The following is a 17,024-nucleotide window of genomic DNA, read 5'->3' as shown; positions in this document are numbered from 1 at the left end:
ACATCCTCATTCCGCGCTCAAGATGGCTTCCCCTCGGCAGTTCATCAGGGCTAAATCAAACTAGCCGATCTGTCCGGTGAAACGGGGGCACTCCAGAGGGGCAGTAAAAATCATTCTTTGTAATCCAGCTATCGCCGCCACCCTCAGAGAAATCTACACCGGCAGATGAACACCTGAATGCTGACCGTTCAATGTTAGAGACGCCATAGCCAATGTTTCTTACACCTCTCGCCGTACCTATGACGCCAATACGGCGGATTTCAACATTCATGCACCATTCAAGAAGTATAGCGGTATCAACAAGATCGCTTCCATCAAGAACAATACCGCTCACTTGTGACCACATTGGAGCTTGCGTACTAATGGTATCGTTATATGTAAATCTTAGAAGTTCACCACCAACAAACCCCGGTGCCGCCTTTATCTTGTGTCTGGCAGAACCGAAAATATCGATAGCTCTATAATCCTTAAAGTGAACATCTGAAGATAAAATATCTTCGGGTACTGTCTTCGTTGGCTTGATGATAATAGGTTCGGTTATGTAAAGTGTTTCTGTTGATACTGGTATACTTCCACCATTCTCAACAGCGTAGTTAACCGCCCTTTGTAGAGCAAGAGTGCTGTCACTTGGCGTCGTAATAACGTTGAATTTCTTAACATCAGACTGCCAACCTGTTAATTCCCACCAAGCGCCATCCGCCGACTGTACTTTACCGGCATGCGACGGCTCAGACGCAACGCGCTTATAAAGAGCGCCGCCGCCGTCCCCCGCTGCATAATATCCAGCAGTGCGAATATAATTAACCGGTGCCGGAATATTCGAGGCTTCTACGGAGGCAACTGAGTCAAAGTTAGAGAGAAGGCCGCCCGCAGCAGACTCGGCCAACGCCGCCGCATCTTCTGCGCGGCTCGCTGCCGCTTCAGCAGCATCCTGTATCGCCTCGGCATCACCATAAGAAAGCATCCTGAGTTCGCTGCCAGTATCCACACACAGAACGGCCATGCCGGGCTTGAGATAACCCGCAGGCACTGGCTCATTCGTGTTGGTTACGAGCTTCCGATTGATCGCACCGGAAATGGTGACAGGTCCCGTGTTTTCCTGCGTCACGTTCAGGATATAAAGCACCTGATAGACGGCGGTCGGAATCTCTACCGAAGCCGAAACCACAATATTGTTTTCGGTGCCCTCATTGGCATTATTGAGCTTGATAACGCGATTATCCGGGAATGGACCTGCGACGAGCGCATTGAGACTGTCACGGATATCTTTCTTTTCCGGATGATGTGGCCCCGAGGCTGGAAGCCCATTGATAACAAAGTCGCGGAAAATCTCGTCAAACGGACGAACGGCCATGTGTATACTCCATAGCAAAACGCCCCGCCAAGGCAGGGTGTGAATGGTCAAATTGTTTGGTTGGTTAAGGCGAGGTCACGACCGTACTTGGCGAGTAGTCTCCTAAACGGCCCTTTTCGGTACGGTATGCCAATTGGAATTCATATTCGGTTTCAGCTAAAAGCACCGGCGTGGAAAAGCTTTCAGCGTCATTTGCAAGCGGACCTGCAACCGTCCATTCTGTTTCCGCTGTTCGCCTCCAGCGCACCATATAGCTGAGCAAAAGATTGCCAGTCGGCGGAAAGCTCAACTCTGCCGTTGCACCACTGAACAATACGGTTGGCGCGTCTGGCACCGGAAGGTCATCATCAACGTCCGTATGATCAGAAACCGGTGCTGTGCCTTCTTGCGAAGGATCCCACTGATAGGCGTCTTGCGGCATGGACTGAACTTGGATAGTCGCGCCCTGCAATATGCCGCCCTCACCGAGGATGAACTTGAAGTCCAGCACTTCAAACACACTGTTGATGCCGAACAGCGGATATTGAATGCGGATCAACCGCTCGCCAAAAGCCGCCAGCCCCATCAGGTTGGTATTGAAAGTCCCGACCCAGCTTGGATTAGCGCGAAACCATTCAAGCTTCATCAAGCGCCGTGCCTGAGAGTGGGATGGAGCCATATTGAACTGAACGTCTTTAGCTTCCTCACCACGTTCAGACACGGCATCTTCATCGGCCCAAGGGTCAGCATCGGTTGATTGATAATCCTGACTGGGGTCAAGGAAGGTTGCCCGTATCGTGTTGGCCGAAGTCATGACATCGCGACCGCGCCCAACTTCCGAAAAGCCTGTAATTGCTTCGCCGGTTAGAACAACACTTGGTTCAGACCACGCACCTATATCAAGCGTGAGTCCGCCATCAGGCGTTGGCACCAAGCGCCCATCACAGCAAGCTAACATGCGCCCTAATACGTCTGCCGGGCGCTCATTCAATTGATACGAGCCCCAGAGGCGATAGCGCGGTTCTGCGCCACCAGCTGCGAGTGCTACAGCTTCATTGGAGCGATTGTAAGCTTCCACCCAACCGGCATGCGCCAAAGGCGTGGTGAACAGGCTCTCAGGAAGGCGCATACCATCAGCATGCGTCATGTAATCCCGAATGACGGCCGCCGCCCGATCATTCCATTCAATTGCACCGGTAACAGGGTTTTTAACCCGCGATGTTCTGGCAACAACACGGTAGTTGGTGTTGATACCGTTGGGAAACAGACTCAGGTAATATTCCTGCCCGACTGCATATTGACAGGCAAGCAGAGACGCCACGCCATCGCCTCGATGCTCAGCAGTCCATTGCGGGAATGCGCTGACAATTTCGTCATAAGCAACTTCCGTGGGATTGCCGACACGCGTTTCCACACGCAACAACGACTTACCCGTTGTCCCCTGCCTAAACTTGCTCGGCGGCACCGGTTTACCATCGGGCAAAAGATCAAGCCTAATATCATCAATCCAGATTTCCTCGATTGCATCAAACGGCCCCTGCCCTAGTGCGAGGATTTTATAAAAGTTTCCACTCTTAGTTTCGGCAAAAGCCCATGTGCCGGATGTTTTGACACGGCCATAATGGCGCACGCGCGGTGCAGTGGGTTGGCGAACTTGCTGTTGCACATCTTCCGGCTTTGGCTGAGAGGGCCGGAACAAAGACGAAGCCAGATAAGAAAGCCCTAGTGATAGCGCCAAACCGCCCAAAGTCGTTGAAGCAAACATGGTGATGGCAGCAAGTCCGGTCTGAAGCGCGGCACCCACAGCGCCAGCACCGGCAATGGAAGCAATCAACCCTGATAACGCTACTGGCATTCAATTCTCCATGCTTTCCAGACAGCGTTCAGCGGTGCACCAATCAAGCCAGTCTCATCATGGGCAAACCAAACAGCACCGGCGTGAATTGCCATGCAGAGCTGATTGCGATGCAAGATCAGGCCAACATCACCGGTGCGGGGTTTGTCGGTTTTTTCAATACCGACCGCACGCATGGCGCGATTAACCAGCACGGCAAGGCCACCTCGATCGGACAAGATCGATTGCGCTTCATCTTGGCTTCGATAAGAGCGCTCAACCCAAGCCAGCGGCGACACACCCGTCACATGCCTGATCCAGCGATCCGCTGTGGAGACGCAATCAGTCTCACCCCACGCAAAAGGCTTTTGAGCCTCGGTGGCGATAAATCTTTCTAGCGTCATATTGACTCTTTTGCTGATTGAAATTCACATCGCTAAAAAAGGGAGAACGGACGAATGTCGGATAACGGATGGGACCACCCGCAAACAATTACATTCGGCGCGAATGCGATGTTTAATTATCGGCTTTGTGTTGGACTGATCGAAAGTGGCGCTCTTACACAGCAACAAGCTGCGACCATTATGCTTGCAGCCGCAAACGACGTGCGAAGCGGTACAGAAGACGGAGTGAGCGCTGACTTTGGTGAAAAAATAGCATCAAGATACGAAGTTTTCGCTGGCTGGCTTCTGGGAAAGCAAACAAATTTCTGATTTCTTCTTCTGTCGGGCGATATGGTGCGGAATTCTTCATGTCTTTTTCCCATTCAATAGTCTGGGTACTTGAAGCTTTTGAACAGCAGCGAGCCGACGAACTGAAAGAACTTATCGCCGTTTGATCTCGCTTGTTGGTCACGGTCGGTATAACGGCCATAGGCAGGACGAGACCGGTTGAAGAAAGCATTTTCCGCCGTCATCGTTATGGATTGGATCCCGCCTTCCGTGCCTTGCATTTCGGTGCGACTGATGCGCGGTGGCTGCATAAAGCCCCACCAGATCGGTGCCGGATTACCAAGCGGCTGCCATTCATCATCAAACAGTTGAAGAGAAATCACCACAATCCGCTGATCGACCTCATTATTGGCATCGAGCGCCATGGCGAGAAAGTTCAGCGTTGCATCGGGCAATCCGCTCATTTGAAAGGTGACGTTTTGAGCTGCCGTGGTTGAACTCATGCCAATGCCATCAATCGAACCATAGCCATACATCGGCTCGTAGCGATTGCCGCCGGTCTCTAAAGCGGTATTACCGTTCCAGACCCGCATCGTCTCGCTGGCAAAGCGAAACTCCACCAGCATATCGACACGCACCCGACGTTTAGAAAACTCTGCAAGCTGTGCGGGATTAAAAAATGCCATCTGATTGACTCTCAAAATACAAGTCGCCACAATTCTAAATAGGCTAAGGGGGGGCGATATGGGCGAGCTATTAAACCGAAGATTTCAATACGAATTGCTCAGAAAACTCGCTGCTGGATACCCGCAGAAAGTGTCTTTGAAGGAAATTTCAAAGCTTCCTCTAAATCACATTGCTGTAAATTTGGCATACTTGGAGCAGCATGATCTTATTAGAGTTGTCTGGTCCAATACCATGTCAAACGGCAAACATCCGGTCGCGGCTGAAATCAACGCCCGCGGATTGGATTTCTTAGCGGATGATGGTGGACTTTCAGCCATACTAGGAGTTGTTACCGTAAAGCTCCACGACGACACTATTCGCGAACTACTTATTAGGCGGGTTAACGATGCAGACGGCGACCAATCTTTGAAGCGCTCTCTGATCGCCAAGATTAAGGATTTACCCTCAGAAGCGTTAGGGAAATTAGCGATGGAAGGGCTAGAGCAATCACTCGCTAAGTTCCCAGATCTTCTAATATTCCTCCAAAATTCACTGCTTTAACATTGCGATCGTTTCTTCCACTTCAGACGCCGTTATGGGCGATGCGGAACGAAAAGATCTGATGTGCTCAACAATTTCTCGGAATGTCATATGAAGCGGCAGAACCAGATACCAACTCCCGTCTGAAGCTTGGATTGGACCTCCCGGTGCCTGTCCTTTCGGAATTGCGATATAATCAAACTTGTTTTCAAAGGTCATGTCCGGCACCTCAGTATAAGCAGTAAATAGGCAACGGATGCGTCTCATCTGCTAGTTCAACGCTACACATCCTCGATAAAGTTGACGGTCGGGAAGCTCCAGCGGCCATAATCGAGCGGCAGATCCATCTCACTATCTGATGCCAGACGCATACGGCACACCGGTTGATCAAATTCAAGTTCCGCTCCTGCCACTACAGCTTCGCGTGCTGGTGGACGAAATGTAATCGTTGCGGTGTTCTCACCTGTCATCTGCAATGTGCGAATACGGTAAAGACGGCCACCGATAGAAAAGTGTTGTCCGGGCTGAATGTCGTGGGCGGTGATAATGGCAATGTTTGCGGTTGTGCCGCGCAAAGGAATATTGCTGAGAAGAGCAACGTTAATCACACGGCTACGATATTCACCCCTATCGGAAAACGGGCTTTGATCACTGTGCGGCACGGTTTTATAAGCCGCTTCCCATTCAGGCGCGTAAGGCTGATAAAAATTAGTGATCGGGAGCAGAAACGGGTTTAATCTTCCTTCTGCCCATTCACTCAGGCTGCGCCAAGTAAGAACCCTCTGCCTGTCTGTGACTGGAATTCCAGCATAAGTCGCTTTCCATATCCCTGCATCTGAGGACACTACTTGCCCGACACCGGACACACTTGTTGGTCCTGCTAAGGATCGTGGTGCAAGATTTATCGCAAACTCACGCGGAGACAGCACATTGATCGGCCATAAAGGGATATCTGCCATCGATTACATATCCCTCGCCTGAGCATTCGCAATCATATTGGGCAAGCCCTGGTTGACCTGATTGACAGCAATGCGGGCACCGGTCTGAGCCGCTTGTGCACCCATAGAGGTAATCTCCCCTTTGATCACGCCGTTATCGTCAATGAACGAGCCTGCAATCGTTAGTTCGACCTTCTGAACAGTATCGCCGATCTGGCTCATAGGAATAACCTGTGAAGGACCCTTGATGATCTCAGGACCAGCTTCACCTGCAATGCCCCATTTTCCAGCCCCAAGATGCCCTCCATTTGCAAAGAAGCCTCCGAAGCTGCCGAACAGGGAACCGAGGAAGCCACCTCCACCTGACAATCCGCCCGTTAGAGCTTTGAAAGCGTTATTCGCCATCAGGGAAGCCAGTTCTTTCAGGACTTCGCTGATAGCCTGTTTCACGCTTTTAGAGCCATCGATCACACCCTTAAACGCGCTGCCAATGGCGGACCCAACGGATTGACCCGTATCACCCAAGGACTCCATCGAAGATGAAACGCCGTTCACCGCTTGTTGAGCTGGCTGCACCATGTTTGTCTCAAGAAGGCCCATCCATTCGCCAATCTCGACAACCATGTCGGGAATGTAGGAATTCCCCACAACAGCGTCATAAAGATTGTAGAAGGAATTTTTGACCTTATCGACCCGCGCCGTGACACCATCCCAAACAGCGTTGAGCTTTCCACTCACCCATTCCGTGACACCGCTAACCATCGCCTGCACGGCCCGGATTGCCATATCTTTCATCTCTACGACTTTGTTGATGAAAGCATCGATCTTAGCGTGAGCTTGTTCACCGAGAGAGATCAAAAACCTATCTACTGCCTCGATTGAATTCTTTATCGCTGGCCAGAATGCGATAAGCCCAGCGGTCAGTGCGGCAATGGCAGCTACCACAAGTAGGACCGGTGAAGAGATTGCTGCCACCGCAGTCACCAACAGTCCCAGAGAGATCACAACTGGCCCCATTGCTGCAGCAAGACCCGCAATAATTGTTCCCCATTTCAACAATTCCGGGCTCGACTTGGAAACCTCCTGCACCCATTTAGTGATGGCGTTAACTGCCTGAGTGGCCCACTCGATTAGTCCGCTATCGGCAATAGCAAGCTGCAAGCCTTCAAATGCAGAGGTTAGTTCGCGCATAGCGCCGTTGAAGCCTTGCATCTGAACTGCTGCGATCTCACTGGCTTTACCGGCACTGTTGTCCAATTCGCCGGTCAATGTTCTTACCGCATCAGATCCTTGCGTAACCAATGCTGCCATAGCAGGCCCCGCACGCTGGCCAAACAATTCCATGAACAATCCTGCATTCTGTGCATGTGGCTCAAGTTGCTGAATTATATCGGCAAGAGGCAAAAGTTTGCCGGACGTATCAGTGAACGACAATCCGGCTTCTTCCATGGCTGTGCTCATGGCCTTTGTGGGAGCCAACACCCGGGATATGGCCCCACGCAGCGATGTACCAGCCATTGAGCCTTGAATACCAGCATTACCCATAAGGGATAAAGCTGCCGCAGCTTCGTTAAATTCCACACCGGCTGCACTTGCTACCGGTCCGGCATACTTCATCGCCTCTGCTAAGCCACGCAGATCGGTATTGGCGCTTGTAAATGCCTTTACGAGAACATCAGTCGTTTCGGACAATTGTTCGACAGGGCGATTATAGCCGGCAAGAATATTGGTAACGATATCTGCAGCACTCGCCATATCCAGCTGCGCTGCGGCTGCAAGTTGCAGTGTTTCCGGCATGGCTGCCAGTATTTCATTTGTTTTCATCCCCGCCATGGCTAGGAAGCTCATTGCGTCTGCGGCTTCCGAAGATGAAAACTGAGTTGCTGCGCCGAGCTCTTTCGCAAGGTCACGTAAGGCTACAAATTCATCGCCAGTTGCGCCAGAAACAGCCGCAACTTGGTTCATCGCTTTTTCAAAGTCACCGGCGACCTTGAGCGTGAGCACCCCAAAACCAGCAAGCGGTGCAGTGACGTAGGTTGACATTTGCCGGCCTACCGACTGCATCTGCTTTCCCGCGCTCTTAAGACTACCCTGCAGATTGCGCAATCCGTCCGTGAACTGAGCACTATCAATACCCAGATTAACACGAAGTGCGCCAATGACAGCAGATGCCATTATTCTCTCCTGCCTTTACGCCTGGACAGCCAAGACCGGGTGACGGCCTCGATTTGTTCAGGCGTCATCCGTTTGCCAGTGGGCCTTTTATCTTCTTGAAGAAGTTCACGAAGTTTTGGCATTTTCTTGGCGCGAGATAGCGCTGCAATATGCCATGTGGCCCACGCCCTGCTATTATGCTCGCGCATTAATTTTAACGCTGCCCCATCAAGAATGATGTTTATCTCTCGATAGGTTAGCTTCCAGAACAGCGAAGGCTCTTGTCCAGCTGCAACCCATGCTTTAAGCACGTCGAGCGGGTTTAAGCCTTCGCCTTCCGAGGGCGTGCGGTGCCTTTGGCTTCCTCCTGCGGAAACGCTAAGCGAAAGGCTTGTCCGATTGCTTCCATGCACGCAGGGATGCCTGCCGTGCTGGCAATATCGCCGGCTCCTTTAAGATCAATTTCCGAGTGATGATCCCGCAAAGCGCCCCAGACTAGTGCCCGTACAGTAGATATTCGAACATCTTCTGCGTCGTTCATAGTCGCAGCGATTTTCGCGACGGGAAGATTGAGAAGATCCTCCAATTCACAGAGGGCATTAACCGAGAATGAAAGCGTATAAGCCTGATCGCCAACTTGTAAGGCGACTGATCCGCGATAGTGATTAGCCATTATGGTTCAGTCCCCCAAACCTCTGCGCCAGAGACAGCAACGGTGATGGTCGCGGTCATGCGGTCATCGATAGGTATTGCTTTAGAAAAACCGAGCAATGAGGCGTCAAAGGTAACGGTCACATCATTTGGGAAAATGATCATGTGACTGCGAGTTTCGCCGCTCTCAAATAGGTCGCGAAGGAATTCATCAGTTTCGTCACCAGGAACCCAGTTGATTTCAAATGACGCTTCGCCATTATCAATCAAGCCAGAAATGTACTCCCGACGCCGATTGGGTGAGAGCATATGCGTAGCATCAATTCGATCTGCGGTAGCTTCACCGGGTGTCACATTGATGACTTCGCCCACCTCGAACCAGTCAGCCGGTTCAGCGCTCGTGTCCATGATACGATAACGAGTACCATATCCGATCATTGCATCCGTCATTGTAATGCTCCTATTCGGGCGTGTGATTAATCATGATGTCGATAGAGATGCGGTAGAGATTGTTGACGGGCCGATCCGCGCTTTGGCCTGCATCGCCTGACGCTAAATCGCGAACGCTTTCAACGAATATACCTTGGAAACGAATTCCGTTGATCTCGCCGCGATACCCAGAAAGGATGGTGCCAACCTGCTGGGATGCCGCAAAAACATCCGGCCATTTATCGCCATAGATATCGATTTGTACCCGGCTTTGTACAAACCCATCCACTCCACTCATTACGTAAGAAGGTTGAACCGACACGCGGTTGAGAATGAGATAAGGAAGAGTTTCTCCCTGTGGCGCTGTCACAAAGTAGCGTCGCCCCCCTGCGACGGGCGCAAGCAGGCTGAGCAAAGCGGTTTCCATTGGGATTAACCTTTCGCTGCTTGCCGAGCGGCTTTACGAGCCAGCCGTTTTGCAGCTTTATCAATTTCCATCCAGAGTGAATTCGCAATGCGGTCCAAAGTGGGTCGCTTTTCTGCATCCCAAGCCGGACGCATGAAGGGGTGTGGTGGATGCCCGTCGCTTCCAAACTCTCGGAGGTGGCCTTGCGGGTGCGTCCCTGGACCAACAAACATCTCCACCGATGCTCGGTCGGAGTTGAACATCCGCCGATGTATGCCAGCTTGTCTTCTGCTTAGCCTTGTTGAGACATCAATGCTTTCGCGTAGATGGCCTTCATCCCACGGTGCTTTTGCTCGGGCGGCTCGAGCCATAGGTTCCGCGGCCTCGCGAATGACCCGTCGTAGAACATTTTTGCCGGTCGCTCTAGGAAGCTCGCCAAGGGCCTGATCCAGTTCTTTTAACCCTTCGATCTTAATCGTGACCTTAGCCATCAGCGATCCTGTCCGTGTCCATGCTGGTTGTAATCTCAAGAAAGCGGCGGCGACCGCCTTTGGTTTCTTTGATGCCAAGAATGTTGTGATTGCGGCCTTCGTGAAGCAATTCATCACTGGGCAGGATGCCAGCCGTTTGCTTAGAGTAGCGGACGATAAAGCGTGTCATGCGATAGCCGCCGACACTTCCAGCTGCCATGCGCTCACCGTCCGAAACATCCTCGCGGCTCGCCCAGACTGTAAATTCAATATCTGGCCCGACAATCGGCAGGTTCCATTCATCGCGGCCAATTTCAACGCCTTTGCGCCGGATGGTGATGCGACGGTCTAAGCTCTGCGCAACAGTCATTAAACGTCCATCCGCCTATATTTTTGAAGCAGCGCATTTTCGGCACGCTCTAGATGCTGAAGGTTTGCTTGTGCGGCTTCGTCCATCATCATTTGAACGCGCAGTTTGATTGCCGATTTAATATCTTCTGGAACAGGATCATAACCAGCCCAATAGGTTACCGAGACAGCACCGCTTTCGTGCAGGTCTGTAGGCAGTTGATAACCTGCATCAAAACGGATGGTCGCCCGTCCCGCACTATCAACACGCAAAGCATAAGAACTGGGTGGAACCGTGGAAACTTGCCCTGCTGGATTGCGCCAAGTAACCGAAATTGCTTTCGAGAGGACGGGTCCTACAGGCAAACATAACTCCCGTTCAAAACGATCATAATCCTGTCGCCATTCCTGCTCCAAAATGGAAATACCAAGAATACCGCCCCAGCCTTCATAATAGGCTACCGCCGCCTTGATCTGGCTTTCGATTTCCGTCTCAAGCTCAACCTCTTCAATGCGCAGCGCAAGCATCACCTCTTCGATTGACACAGGCAGTTTGGTTGATGGCGCAACGAGGATAGGACGGTGCATCAAGGCTGCTCGCTCTTGTTCTTTGGTGCTGACTTTTTCGCCTTGTTCTTCGGCTGGCCTTCGGATTTTTCTTCCAACACAGCATTTGCCACCAAATGAGCAACATCAGCCGGTGTGGCTTCTCTCTCGTCACCGGGAAGGTATAATTTATCACCAAAATGCTGGCGCAGAACGTTATAGGTTTTCATGGAAGGCTCCTTCGGTTCATAAGAAGGGCGAGCCAAGCCCGCCCCTCGTGATAAGCCGAAGTTTAATCACCACCACCCGGTGCTGCCGGATTAATGGAACCGGTTACAAAGGCCTCAGGGCGATAGACAGCGAGGGCAAGGCGTTCTTCCGCGAGAATGGTCACAAGGTTGCGGATAAAGTCATCGTTGACATATCCAACTTCTACGCGTGCATCCCAACGATCGAAGATCTGCGCACCAAGCTTAAAGGCACCGGTGAGGAACGAACCTGCCGTCATCGCTTGCGTCGACACTACTGGGAGACCCCACATGGTAGGCTGGGCTGTCCCCTGCGGATTACCGATAATATAACGGCCTTCGCTATCTTTCGTCAGCTCAATGCCTGCCCAATCAATCGGATTGAGAACATGCCCTGTCGCTGGATACTCTGCGAGTGCTGCCTGAAGCATGGCGATGCGCAAGGTATCGATCGCTGTCATTGGCGTTGGCGTTACCGTGCCAGCTGGTACAGCAAACGCAGTCGCCTGAGGGAGAATACCGTGCAGGTTTTGACCAGTGCCATCGCCATTCAGCAATTGATTTTCTTCGTAATAAGCAAGGCCATAAATCAAACGCTGATCGATGATCGAGCGCAATTGACCAAAGTCATCAAGAATCTGGCGCGAAGCCTTCATCCAATGGGCAATGACCTTGGCAGAAGTCTGCACCAAGTCGAATTTAATATCCGATGAAGGCTTGAGCCCACCTTCAGCAACCCCGGCTGCATTGTTTGTAAAGCCAGTTTCGCGGACATATTCCAGCGAGTTGCCGTCCATACGACCCTGCGTAAGAAGATCGCGCACTGTAAGACGGCGTTGCGGCAGTTCAAGTACGCCCGGAAGGCGTGTAACTGGAACCCCAGCACCTGCGGAGCCGTCAGCATTTGTGGTCGCTGAAGTGATGGTTGCCTTAAAGCGCACATCGGCCTTACCTTTGGAAGGGCTATTCTCAAGCCACGCCTTTACGCCTTCATCCTCGATGAACTGCTGGCCAAATGATTTCTGCTCTTCAGGATCAGAGCCAGATGCACGAGCAAGCTTCTGCTCCATCTCTGCAACCTGCTCGGTAAGGCCATTCATTTTGATAAGAGCTTCATCAGTCTGCTCTTTCACAGACTTCGATAAATCCTCACCAGCCTTGGCCTTGCCGAGTGCATCCTCCGCAATAGCCTTAACGGCATCGACAGCCTTCTGATGTTCGGATTTAATTTCAGCAGCGAGCTCAGCCACTGACTTGTTTTCAGTGCTCATAATGTTTCTCCATGAGGGATAAAATAGGTTGAGATTAGCCGCGTAGTGCTTGAAGAAATGCGGCTGTGTCGTTCGCCTTTTCGCCCTCAGAATCACTCCGAATGGCCTTCGCATAACCTTGCGAGGCGATCGCAATGGCCATGCTTTTCGGGACCCCTGACTCTCTCAAGATGTCCTCAAATTCTTTGATTGGCATGGGATCGCCATCGCGCAGGCGGCGGGCGAATTCATCCATGCGTTCTGATTTCACGCTCTCAATGCGTGCCCGGCGATTTGCCGGGAATGTCACCGGGGAAATTTCATAGAGGTCGAGCTTCTTGAGGAGGCGGATGTTGCCATCCGGCTCGGCTTCCATCTCACGATAACCAATCGAAAGACCACCAATTGCCTTATTTTTAGCCAGCGCATGGACTTCGCGCGCACGCTGGATTTCTAATAGGAAACGTCCCTTACCCCATAGACCTTTGGCATCCTCGGCAAGATCTTCCCAAACCCCGATAGGTTCGCGGCTGTCATGGTTCCAAAGCATAAGCACGTTGGTACCTTCACGCTTATGGCGCGCTAAGCTTTCCACAAAAGCACCCGGCATAACTTTCTCGCCGTAGCTATCAACATTTCCAAACACAGAACCGTAGCCCTCAAAGGTGCCGTCTTCCGACACGTCTTTAACGTGCAGGGCAAAATCTTTGGTTTTCATGGTGCCTATTCCTCGGCTGTTGGTGCCCGTAGCGCTTCTTGCCCCGCATCAGAAATGGGGACATTCTGCATCTGCATTCTTGGTAGATCGCCACCATCAACTGGCGGCAGGTTCTCAAGCGCGCGAACCTCGTTGATAGTCATGGCACCAATGGCAGTCATTTGCTGATAGAAACGCGCCCTGCCCGCGCTATCTGCCCTGAGGAGCCCCTCAAGGTTGAACTCAATGGTGACACCGCCCGCTCTGTCTTCCGCTGTCAGCAGCTGCTTCTCACAAGCTTGCTCAATGCGCTTGAGCCGACGACGCAGGGTAAACTTCTGGAACCCTAGCGTCTGCTGCTCCAAGCCAGTGCCCCAGCTGGTCGTTTTCTCTGTATGACCAATCATAAACGGTGGAACGCCGAAGAAGCGACAAATCTCTTCAACCGAAAAGCCGCGAGACTCGAGCATCTGTGCGTCTTCCGGATTGATGGATAGCGTCTCCAGCTTCGCGCCACCCTCGGAGATGTATGGGCGACCCGAATTCATCGCGCCAGCATACTTCTCCATAAGAACAGTTTCAGCGAGTTTCCGCTGCTCAGGAGTGAGCCACTTCTCAAAAACAAGCTGGAACGATGGACGTAGGCCGTTCCTGAATGTGCCGCCGGCCGAGCGGTCAATGGCGCGAGCCAGGCTGAATGTGTTCCGACCGAAATGCAGCGTGGACATGCCCCCGAGGGGATTGCCGCCAAAGCCCCGAATATGAAGCATTGTCCGGTCGGTCTCGACATAGGACTTGCCATCCTCGGACCATCGATATTCAAGAGTTCCGTTGGATAAACGTCGAACCGACACAAGCGCTGGATTAACCGGATGAAGGCCGCGAACCTGTCCCGCACTGCGCTCTACGCGAGCATAGGCATTGCCCCATAACTCAATGGCAGCGCAGGCATATTCCCAGAAGTCTACGGACGTTTGATCGTAGTTCGGGCTGTCGTGCAGGACACGGTAGAGCGGATGATCTTTCGCAACCACGCGCTCGCCATCCCGGTCTCGCTGATAAACCATGAGCGGTAAACTGGCGATAGTGCCGGAAAGGAGGTTCACACACGCCCATACAGCCGAAAGGCCGAGCACTGACTCACTCGTTACGATCTCACCAGCATCGCCGCGCATTTCGTCCGTGTGCCAGCCATCCGGCTCGCGAACAGTCAGGTTCCGCAAAACCGTAGTCGCGGCTTTATAGGCCATGCGTTGCAATAGGTTCACTATACACCTGCCAGGCTCTTGAAGTAATCATCCATCCCGGCATCCTCGTTTTCCTGATAAGTGCCAGCAACCGCACGCGCCATGGCTAGAGCGACCATACCATCAATGCGACCCGTGGCTTTTGCTTTATCCAGTTTTCGATTACCTGCGGGATCAGCGGTCACCACAGCGTTAGCCGCACACATTGTCAGAACCGGATGGTTTCCATGCGCAATGCGGCCATCCAGCAAATCGCTTTCCAAATCTCTGAGGGCTGGGGACATGGACTGGTAGCCCTGCCCCATCTGCTCAAAGATGGCGTTATCGCCTTCAAGCTGGTCTTCCGTAAAACCTGCTTTGAGTAACCATGGTTTTAAATGTCGCCAGTTCCATCGGTCGAAGGCAATCTTACGAACATCCATATGCTGGCAGTCTTCAAAAAGCGTTGCCGCTACAAACTCGTAATCAACAGTGCGCCCGGGCGTGGTTCGTAAAAAACCATCCTTGTGCCAAATATCATAAGGGACACGGTCATTGCGCGACTTCTCAACCAGCCCCTCTCCGGGCAACCAAAACGTTGGCTTGACGTGCCAGAGGCCGTCAACCCACGAGACATAAACCTTCGCCGTCAGATCATTGACGCTCGATAGGTCAAGCCCGCCATAGACAGGACCATCGAAGCGCTTGGCTACGGGATCGCCGCAAGCTGCCCATATCGAGCGAGATACAAAGGGCGAGTGCATCTCAACGCGACGGTTGAGAACAAGGTTTTCAAACTCAGGCTGACGAGACGGCATCCGTCTTGCATCCTCAGCCATTGCCAGCACTTCCGTCTGGTTCATGAATATATCAAAAGCGGGGTTAGCCGCCCTGATAGCTTCAACTGAGAACGGGTCCAAGTCTTCCGGTGCCGTCTGCATCCGCAACACTGTGCGCTTGTCTGCGCCAGTCTTGGCGTCATCTATAAGCACCGACAGCAAGTCGCTTTCCTTCGGCGCTTGTGTCGAAATAATAACTGACAGTGGATCGTCTTGCGCCGCCGTTGCAGTCTCAAGAGCCTCGTACAATTCTGAACGTGGACCGCGCACCTGGCCCAGTTCGTCATGCGCAACGAAACGGGGGGATAAGCCGAACGCGGTTGATGCTTCCGCCGACAACGCCCGATAGAGCGTCCCTAGTTCGGCACAATAAAGCTGCTTGGCAGTGTCACGGACAGTAACGACTGACGACAGGTCCGGCGACAGGCGCACCATCTTCGCAGCCAGAGCGAATAGAACGCCCGCCTGCTCTCGAGACTGCGCGGCACTGAATAGCTGCGAGTTAGGCTTGGCTTCCGGTCCGCATAAAAACAGCAACATGAGCATTGCTGTTTCAACGGTCTTGGCATTCTTGCGGCCTCTCGTGATGATCGCCCGACGCGTACCGTGCGGGTTATCGAAGATAGCGCGGAAGTCATCCTTCATGAACTCGGCCATCTTTAGCGGCTGGCCGACGAACCGTCCTTCGGGTATGCGGATAAAGCGCTCACACCAAGCGATATTCCGCTCAGCACGGGTTAGCTTTCCCAAGGTTTCCTCATGCCTTTCGTACCCTTATTGGCCCGGTGTGTGGAAGTAGCTTGCTGCGATATGCGCATCCGGGTAGCGAGCGACGAAATTGCCCGGCTCTCACGCTCAGCCATTTTGTAAAGCTTATCGAGAGTGCCAACATCGATCTCAGGCGCGTTTTCCGCATCATTCACCAATTGCGATATGCGACGCGACTTCACTACATGCCTGCAATAGTCTGCGAGCATTGCATGCGTCTCACGAGGAAACCAATCAGCGGGAAGCCGATTAACCACCGCCCACCATTCTTCCGCTTGCTCATCCGTTAAATCATAAGGTGCGTCGGGGCGCTCGATAGTCTCAATAGAGCCAGGAGCGTGCGCGATTTCTAGCGCCGCTGCAGACTTCCTGCCGCGCTTTGCCATTATCCACCAATCCTGAATGAAAAAAGTTTTCTGTTACGGTTTATAGTTTTTGTTGACCGCCATCGGTCTAGAAGCGGAGGGGTCTAGCCTTCTTGGCCGCCCCCCGTCATGCTTCACCCAAACAGCAGAGTTTGCCCTAGAGGCTTGCCCGCTTTGGCGATGTTGCACTGCCGACATGCGCACTGAACATTGGTGTATGAGTGTTCGCCGCCTTGAGATATTGGCAGTATGTGATCCACTTCGGGTGCGTTCGGCTCATACGTACCTCTAAGGCGACGTGGTGTTTTAATTCCACATAGTTGGCATCGCCACTTGTCGCGCTCTAGTACCGTGAGCGGGTTCACCAGATCGACTGTCACGCCGCGAAGACGCAGCTTCCTAGCCTTCCTATAGGCTCGAAGCATGCCACTCGCTTTCATCTTCTCTCGGTTGCGCCGCCTTGTTTCAGCAGACGCTACCTGCTTGCAGGAGTCACACCGCTGCTTGCCCTTCCCGATTGGTACTTCATTGCATGTTCGGCATAGCCTGACCGGAGTGGGCTTCTCAGCAGGACGCCGCACACGCACCCTGTAGACTGCGCGCTTCGTTACCCGCGCTACGGCGGCTCTCCACTCTACTGAGCAC

22 protein-coding genes are annotated in these 17,024 nt (G+C 52.5%); 2 read left to right on the top strand and 20 right to left on the bottom strand.

Features of this window, described 5'->3' with window-relative positions; genetic code table 11:
* Positions 1-55: 55 nt before the first annotated feature.
* From C7374_RS16530 to C7374_RS12250, 3 genes are all read right to left on the bottom strand, one after another.
* Positions 56-1,354 (bottom strand): hypothetical protein, encoded by a 1,299-nt coding sequence (locus tag C7374_RS16530; protein WP_342634723.1) that lies wholly within the window; start codon positions 1,352-1,354, stop codon positions 56-58.
* Between the two features lie 64 nt (positions 1,355-1,418).
* Positions 1,419-3,188, bottom strand: coding sequence for a fibronectin type III domain-containing protein (locus C7374_RS16525; RefSeq protein ID WP_342634722.1), 1,770 nt, complete (start codon positions 3,186-3,188; stop codon positions 1,419-1,421).
* Positions 3,179-3,571, bottom strand: coding sequence for a DUF6950 family protein (locus C7374_RS12250; RefSeq protein ID WP_111575913.1), 393 nt, complete (start codon positions 3,569-3,571; stop codon positions 3,179-3,181). Before C7374_RS12250 ends, C7374_RS16525 begins: the two co-directional genes overlap by 10 nt.
* A 54-nt stretch (positions 3,572-3,625) precedes the next feature.
* Between C7374_RS12250 and C7374_RS12245 the strand changes: the two genes are divergently transcribed.
* Entirely contained in the window at positions 3,626-3,880 is a 255-nt protein-coding gene (locus C7374_RS12245) for a hypothetical protein (RefSeq protein WP_111575912.1), read from the top strand.
* 53 nt (positions 3,881-3,933) lie between these two features.
* Here the strand turns inward: C7374_RS12245 and C7374_RS12240 are convergent, their stop codons facing one another.
* Positions 3,934-4,524 (bottom strand): hypothetical protein, encoded by a 591-nt coding sequence (locus C7374_RS12240; RefSeq protein ID WP_111575911.1) that lies wholly within the window; start codon positions 4,522-4,524, stop codon positions 3,934-3,936.
* Positions 4,525-4,582: 58 nt separating this feature from the next.
* On the opposite strand from C7374_RS12240, the gene C7374_RS12235 reads away from it, so the two are divergent.
* The gene (locus C7374_RS12235; RefSeq protein ID WP_111575910.1) at positions 4,583-5,065 is read left to right on the top strand and encodes a hypothetical protein; all 483 of its coding nucleotides are present in this window, start codon (positions 4,583-4,585) and stop codon (positions 5,063-5,065) included.
* Here the strand turns inward: C7374_RS12235 and C7374_RS12230 are convergent.
* The 16 genes from C7374_RS12230 to C7374_RS16585 form a co-directional block, all read right to left on the bottom strand.
* Positions 5,054-5,263, bottom strand: coding sequence for a hypothetical protein (locus C7374_RS12230; RefSeq protein WP_111575909.1), 210 nt, complete (start codon positions 5,261-5,263; stop codon positions 5,054-5,056). The two genes, C7374_RS12235 and C7374_RS12230, sit on opposite strands and share 12 nt — an antisense overlap.
* 62 nt (positions 5,264-5,325) lie before the next feature.
* The gene (locus C7374_RS12225; RefSeq protein WP_111575908.1) at positions 5,326-6,003 is read right to left on the bottom strand and encodes a hypothetical protein; all 678 of its coding nucleotides are present in this window, start codon (positions 6,001-6,003) and stop codon (positions 5,326-5,328) included.
* Positions 6,004-6,006: 3 nt separating this feature from the next.
* On the bottom strand, positions 6,007-8,157 hold the full coding sequence (locus C7374_RS12220) for a phage tail tape measure protein (protein ID WP_111575907.1): 2,151 nt from the start codon (positions 8,155-8,157) through the stop codon (positions 6,007-6,009).
* 301 nt (positions 8,158-8,458) lie between these two features.
* Positions 8,459-8,809, bottom strand: a complete 351-nt coding sequence (locus C7374_RS12210) for a GTA-gp10 family protein (RefSeq protein WP_111575905.1) — start codon at positions 8,807-8,809, stop codon at positions 8,459-8,461.
* On the bottom strand, positions 8,809-9,237 hold the full coding sequence (locus C7374_RS12205; protein ID WP_111575904.1) for a phage tail tube protein: 429 nt from the start codon (positions 9,235-9,237) through the stop codon (positions 8,809-8,811). Before C7374_RS12205 ends, C7374_RS12210 begins: the two co-directional genes overlap by 1 nt.
* A 10-nt stretch (positions 9,238-9,247) precedes the next feature.
* Positions 9,248-9,643, bottom strand: a complete 396-nt coding sequence (gene gp17, locus C7374_RS12200; RefSeq protein WP_111575903.1) for a tail completion protein gp17 — start codon at positions 9,641-9,643, stop codon at positions 9,248-9,250.
* A 5-nt stretch (positions 9,644-9,648) separates the two neighbouring features.
* Positions 9,649-10,113 (bottom strand): HK97-gp10 family putative phage morphogenesis protein, encoded by a 465-nt coding sequence (locus tag C7374_RS12195; RefSeq protein ID WP_111575902.1) that lies wholly within the window; start codon positions 10,111-10,113, stop codon positions 9,649-9,651.
* On the bottom strand, positions 10,106-10,462 hold the full coding sequence (locus C7374_RS12190) for a phage head closure protein (RefSeq protein ID WP_111575901.1): 357 nt from the start codon (positions 10,460-10,462) through the stop codon (positions 10,106-10,108). The genes C7374_RS12195 and C7374_RS12190 overlap by 8 nt, the downstream gene beginning before the upstream one ends.
* Complete coding sequence (locus C7374_RS12185; RefSeq protein WP_111575900.1) at positions 10,462-11,028, bottom strand: head-tail connector protein; 567 nt, start codon at positions 11,026-11,028, stop codon at positions 10,462-10,464. The genes C7374_RS12190 and C7374_RS12185 overlap by 1 nt, the downstream gene beginning before the upstream one ends.
* Positions 11,028-11,216, bottom strand: coding sequence for a hypothetical protein (locus tag C7374_RS12180; RefSeq protein ID WP_111575899.1), 189 nt, complete (start codon positions 11,214-11,216; stop codon positions 11,028-11,030). Before C7374_RS12180 ends, C7374_RS12185 begins: the two co-directional genes overlap by 1 nt.
* 62 nt (positions 11,217-11,278) lie before the next feature.
* Positions 11,279-12,505 carry a phage major capsid protein gene (locus C7374_RS12175; protein WP_111575898.1) on the bottom strand — a complete coding sequence of 409 codons (1,227 nt, stop codon included), beginning with the start codon at positions 12,503-12,505 and terminating at the stop codon, positions 11,279-11,281.
* A gap of 34 nt (positions 12,506-12,539) precedes the next feature.
* On the bottom strand, positions 12,540-13,202 hold the full coding sequence (locus C7374_RS12170; RefSeq protein WP_111575897.1) for an HK97 family phage prohead protease: 663 nt from the start codon (positions 13,200-13,202) through the stop codon (positions 12,540-12,542).
* A 5-nt stretch (positions 13,203-13,207) separates the two neighbouring features.
* Complete coding sequence (locus C7374_RS12165) at positions 13,208-14,449, bottom strand: phage portal protein (RefSeq protein ID WP_111575896.1); 1,242 nt, start codon at positions 14,447-14,449, stop codon at positions 13,208-13,210.
* Positions 14,449-15,996: a terminase large subunit gene (locus C7374_RS12160; RefSeq protein WP_210205124.1), complete on the bottom strand. Its 1,548-nt coding sequence runs from the start codon at positions 15,994-15,996 to the stop codon at positions 14,449-14,451. Before C7374_RS12160 ends, C7374_RS12165 begins: the two co-directional genes overlap by 1 nt.
* Positions 15,984-16,400, bottom strand: coding sequence for a hypothetical protein (locus tag C7374_RS12155; protein WP_111575895.1), 417 nt, complete (start codon positions 16,398-16,400; stop codon positions 15,984-15,986). The genes C7374_RS12160 and C7374_RS12155 overlap by 13 nt, the downstream gene beginning before the upstream one ends.
* Before the next feature lie 113 nt (positions 16,401-16,513).
* Complete coding sequence (locus C7374_RS16585; RefSeq protein ID WP_425358003.1) at positions 16,514-16,804, bottom strand: HNH endonuclease; 291 nt, start codon at positions 16,802-16,804, stop codon at positions 16,514-16,516.
* Between the last annotated feature and the right edge of the window lie 220 nt (positions 16,805-17,024).

Source organism: Falsochrobactrum ovis, assembly GCF_003259955.1.
In the GTDB taxonomy this organism is placed as follows: Bacteria; Pseudomonadota; Alphaproteobacteria; order Rhizobiales; family Rhizobiaceae; genus Brucella; species Brucella ovis_A.
This window is presented reverse-complemented; position numbering and strand designations above follow the sequence as displayed.

Excerpts from the sequence above, each read along its gene's own strand:
- C7374_RS16530 (WP_342634723.1), bottom strand. The coding sequence starts at position 1,354 with ATGGCCGTTCGTCCGTTTGACGAGATTTTCCGCGACTTTGTTATCAAT.
- C7374_RS16525 (WP_342634722.1), bottom strand. The coding sequence starts at position 3,188 with ATGCCAGTAGCGTTATCAGGGTTGATTGCTTCCATTGCCGGTGCTGGC.
- C7374_RS12250 (WP_111575913.1), bottom strand. The coding sequence starts at position 3,571 with ATGACGCTAGAAAGATTTATCGCCACCGAGGCTCAAAAGCCTTTTGCG.
- C7374_RS12245 (WP_111575912.1), top strand. The coding sequence starts at position 3,626 with ATGTCGGATAACGGATGGGACCACCCGCAAACAATTACATTCGGCGCG.
- C7374_RS12240 (WP_111575911.1), bottom strand. The coding sequence starts at position 4,524 with ATGGCATTTTTTAATCCCGCACAGCTTGCAGAGTTTTCTAAACGTCGG.
- C7374_RS12235 (WP_111575910.1), top strand. The coding sequence starts at position 4,583 with ATGGGCGAGCTATTAAACCGAAGATTTCAATACGAATTGCTCAGAAAA.
- C7374_RS12230 (WP_111575909.1), bottom strand. The coding sequence starts at position 5,263 with ATGACCTTTGAAAACAAGTTTGATTATATCGCAATTCCGAAAGGACAG.
- C7374_RS12225 (WP_111575908.1), bottom strand. The coding sequence starts at position 6,003 with ATGGCAGATATCCCTTTATGGCCGATCAATGTGCTGTCTCCGCGTGAG.
- C7374_RS12220 (WP_111575907.1), bottom strand. The coding sequence starts at position 8,157 with ATGGCATCTGCTGTCATTGGCGCACTTCGTGTTAATCTGGGTATTGAT.
- C7374_RS12210 (WP_111575905.1), bottom strand. The coding sequence starts at position 8,809 with ATGGCTAATCACTATCGCGGATCAGTCGCCTTACAAGTTGGCGATCAG.
- C7374_RS12205 (WP_111575904.1), bottom strand. The coding sequence starts at position 9,237 with ATGACGGATGCAATGATCGGATATGGTACTCGTTATCGTATCATGGAC.
- gp17 (WP_111575903.1), bottom strand. The coding sequence starts at position 9,643 with ATGGAAACCGCTTTGCTCAGCCTGCTTGCGCCCGTCGCAGGGGGGCGA.
- C7374_RS12195 (WP_111575902.1), bottom strand. The coding sequence starts at position 10,113 with ATGGCTAAGGTCACGATTAAGATCGAAGGGTTAAAAGAACTGGATCAG.
- C7374_RS12190 (WP_111575901.1), bottom strand. The coding sequence starts at position 10,462 with ATGACTGTTGCGCAGAGCTTAGACCGTCGCATCACCATCCGGCGCAAA.
- C7374_RS12185 (WP_111575900.1), bottom strand. The coding sequence starts at position 11,028 with ATGCACCGTCCTATCCTCGTTGCGCCATCAACCAAACTGCCTGTGTCA.
- C7374_RS12180 (WP_111575899.1), bottom strand. The coding sequence starts at position 11,216 with ATGAAAACCTATAACGTTCTGCGCCAGCATTTTGGTGATAAATTATAC.
- C7374_RS12175 (WP_111575898.1), bottom strand. The coding sequence starts at position 12,505 with ATGAGCACTGAAAACAAGTCAGTGGCTGAGCTCGCTGCTGAAATTAAA.
- C7374_RS12170 (WP_111575897.1), bottom strand. The coding sequence starts at position 13,202 with ATGAAAACCAAAGATTTTGCCCTGCACGTTAAAGACGTGTCGGAAGAC.
- C7374_RS12155 (WP_111575895.1), bottom strand. The coding sequence starts at position 16,400 with ATGGCAAAGCGCGGCAGGAAGTCTGCAGCGGCGCTAGAAATCGCGCAC.
- C7374_RS16585 (WP_425358003.1), bottom strand. The coding sequence starts at position 16,804 with ATGCTTCGAGCCTATAGGAAGGCTAGGAAGCTGCGTCTTCGCGGCGTG.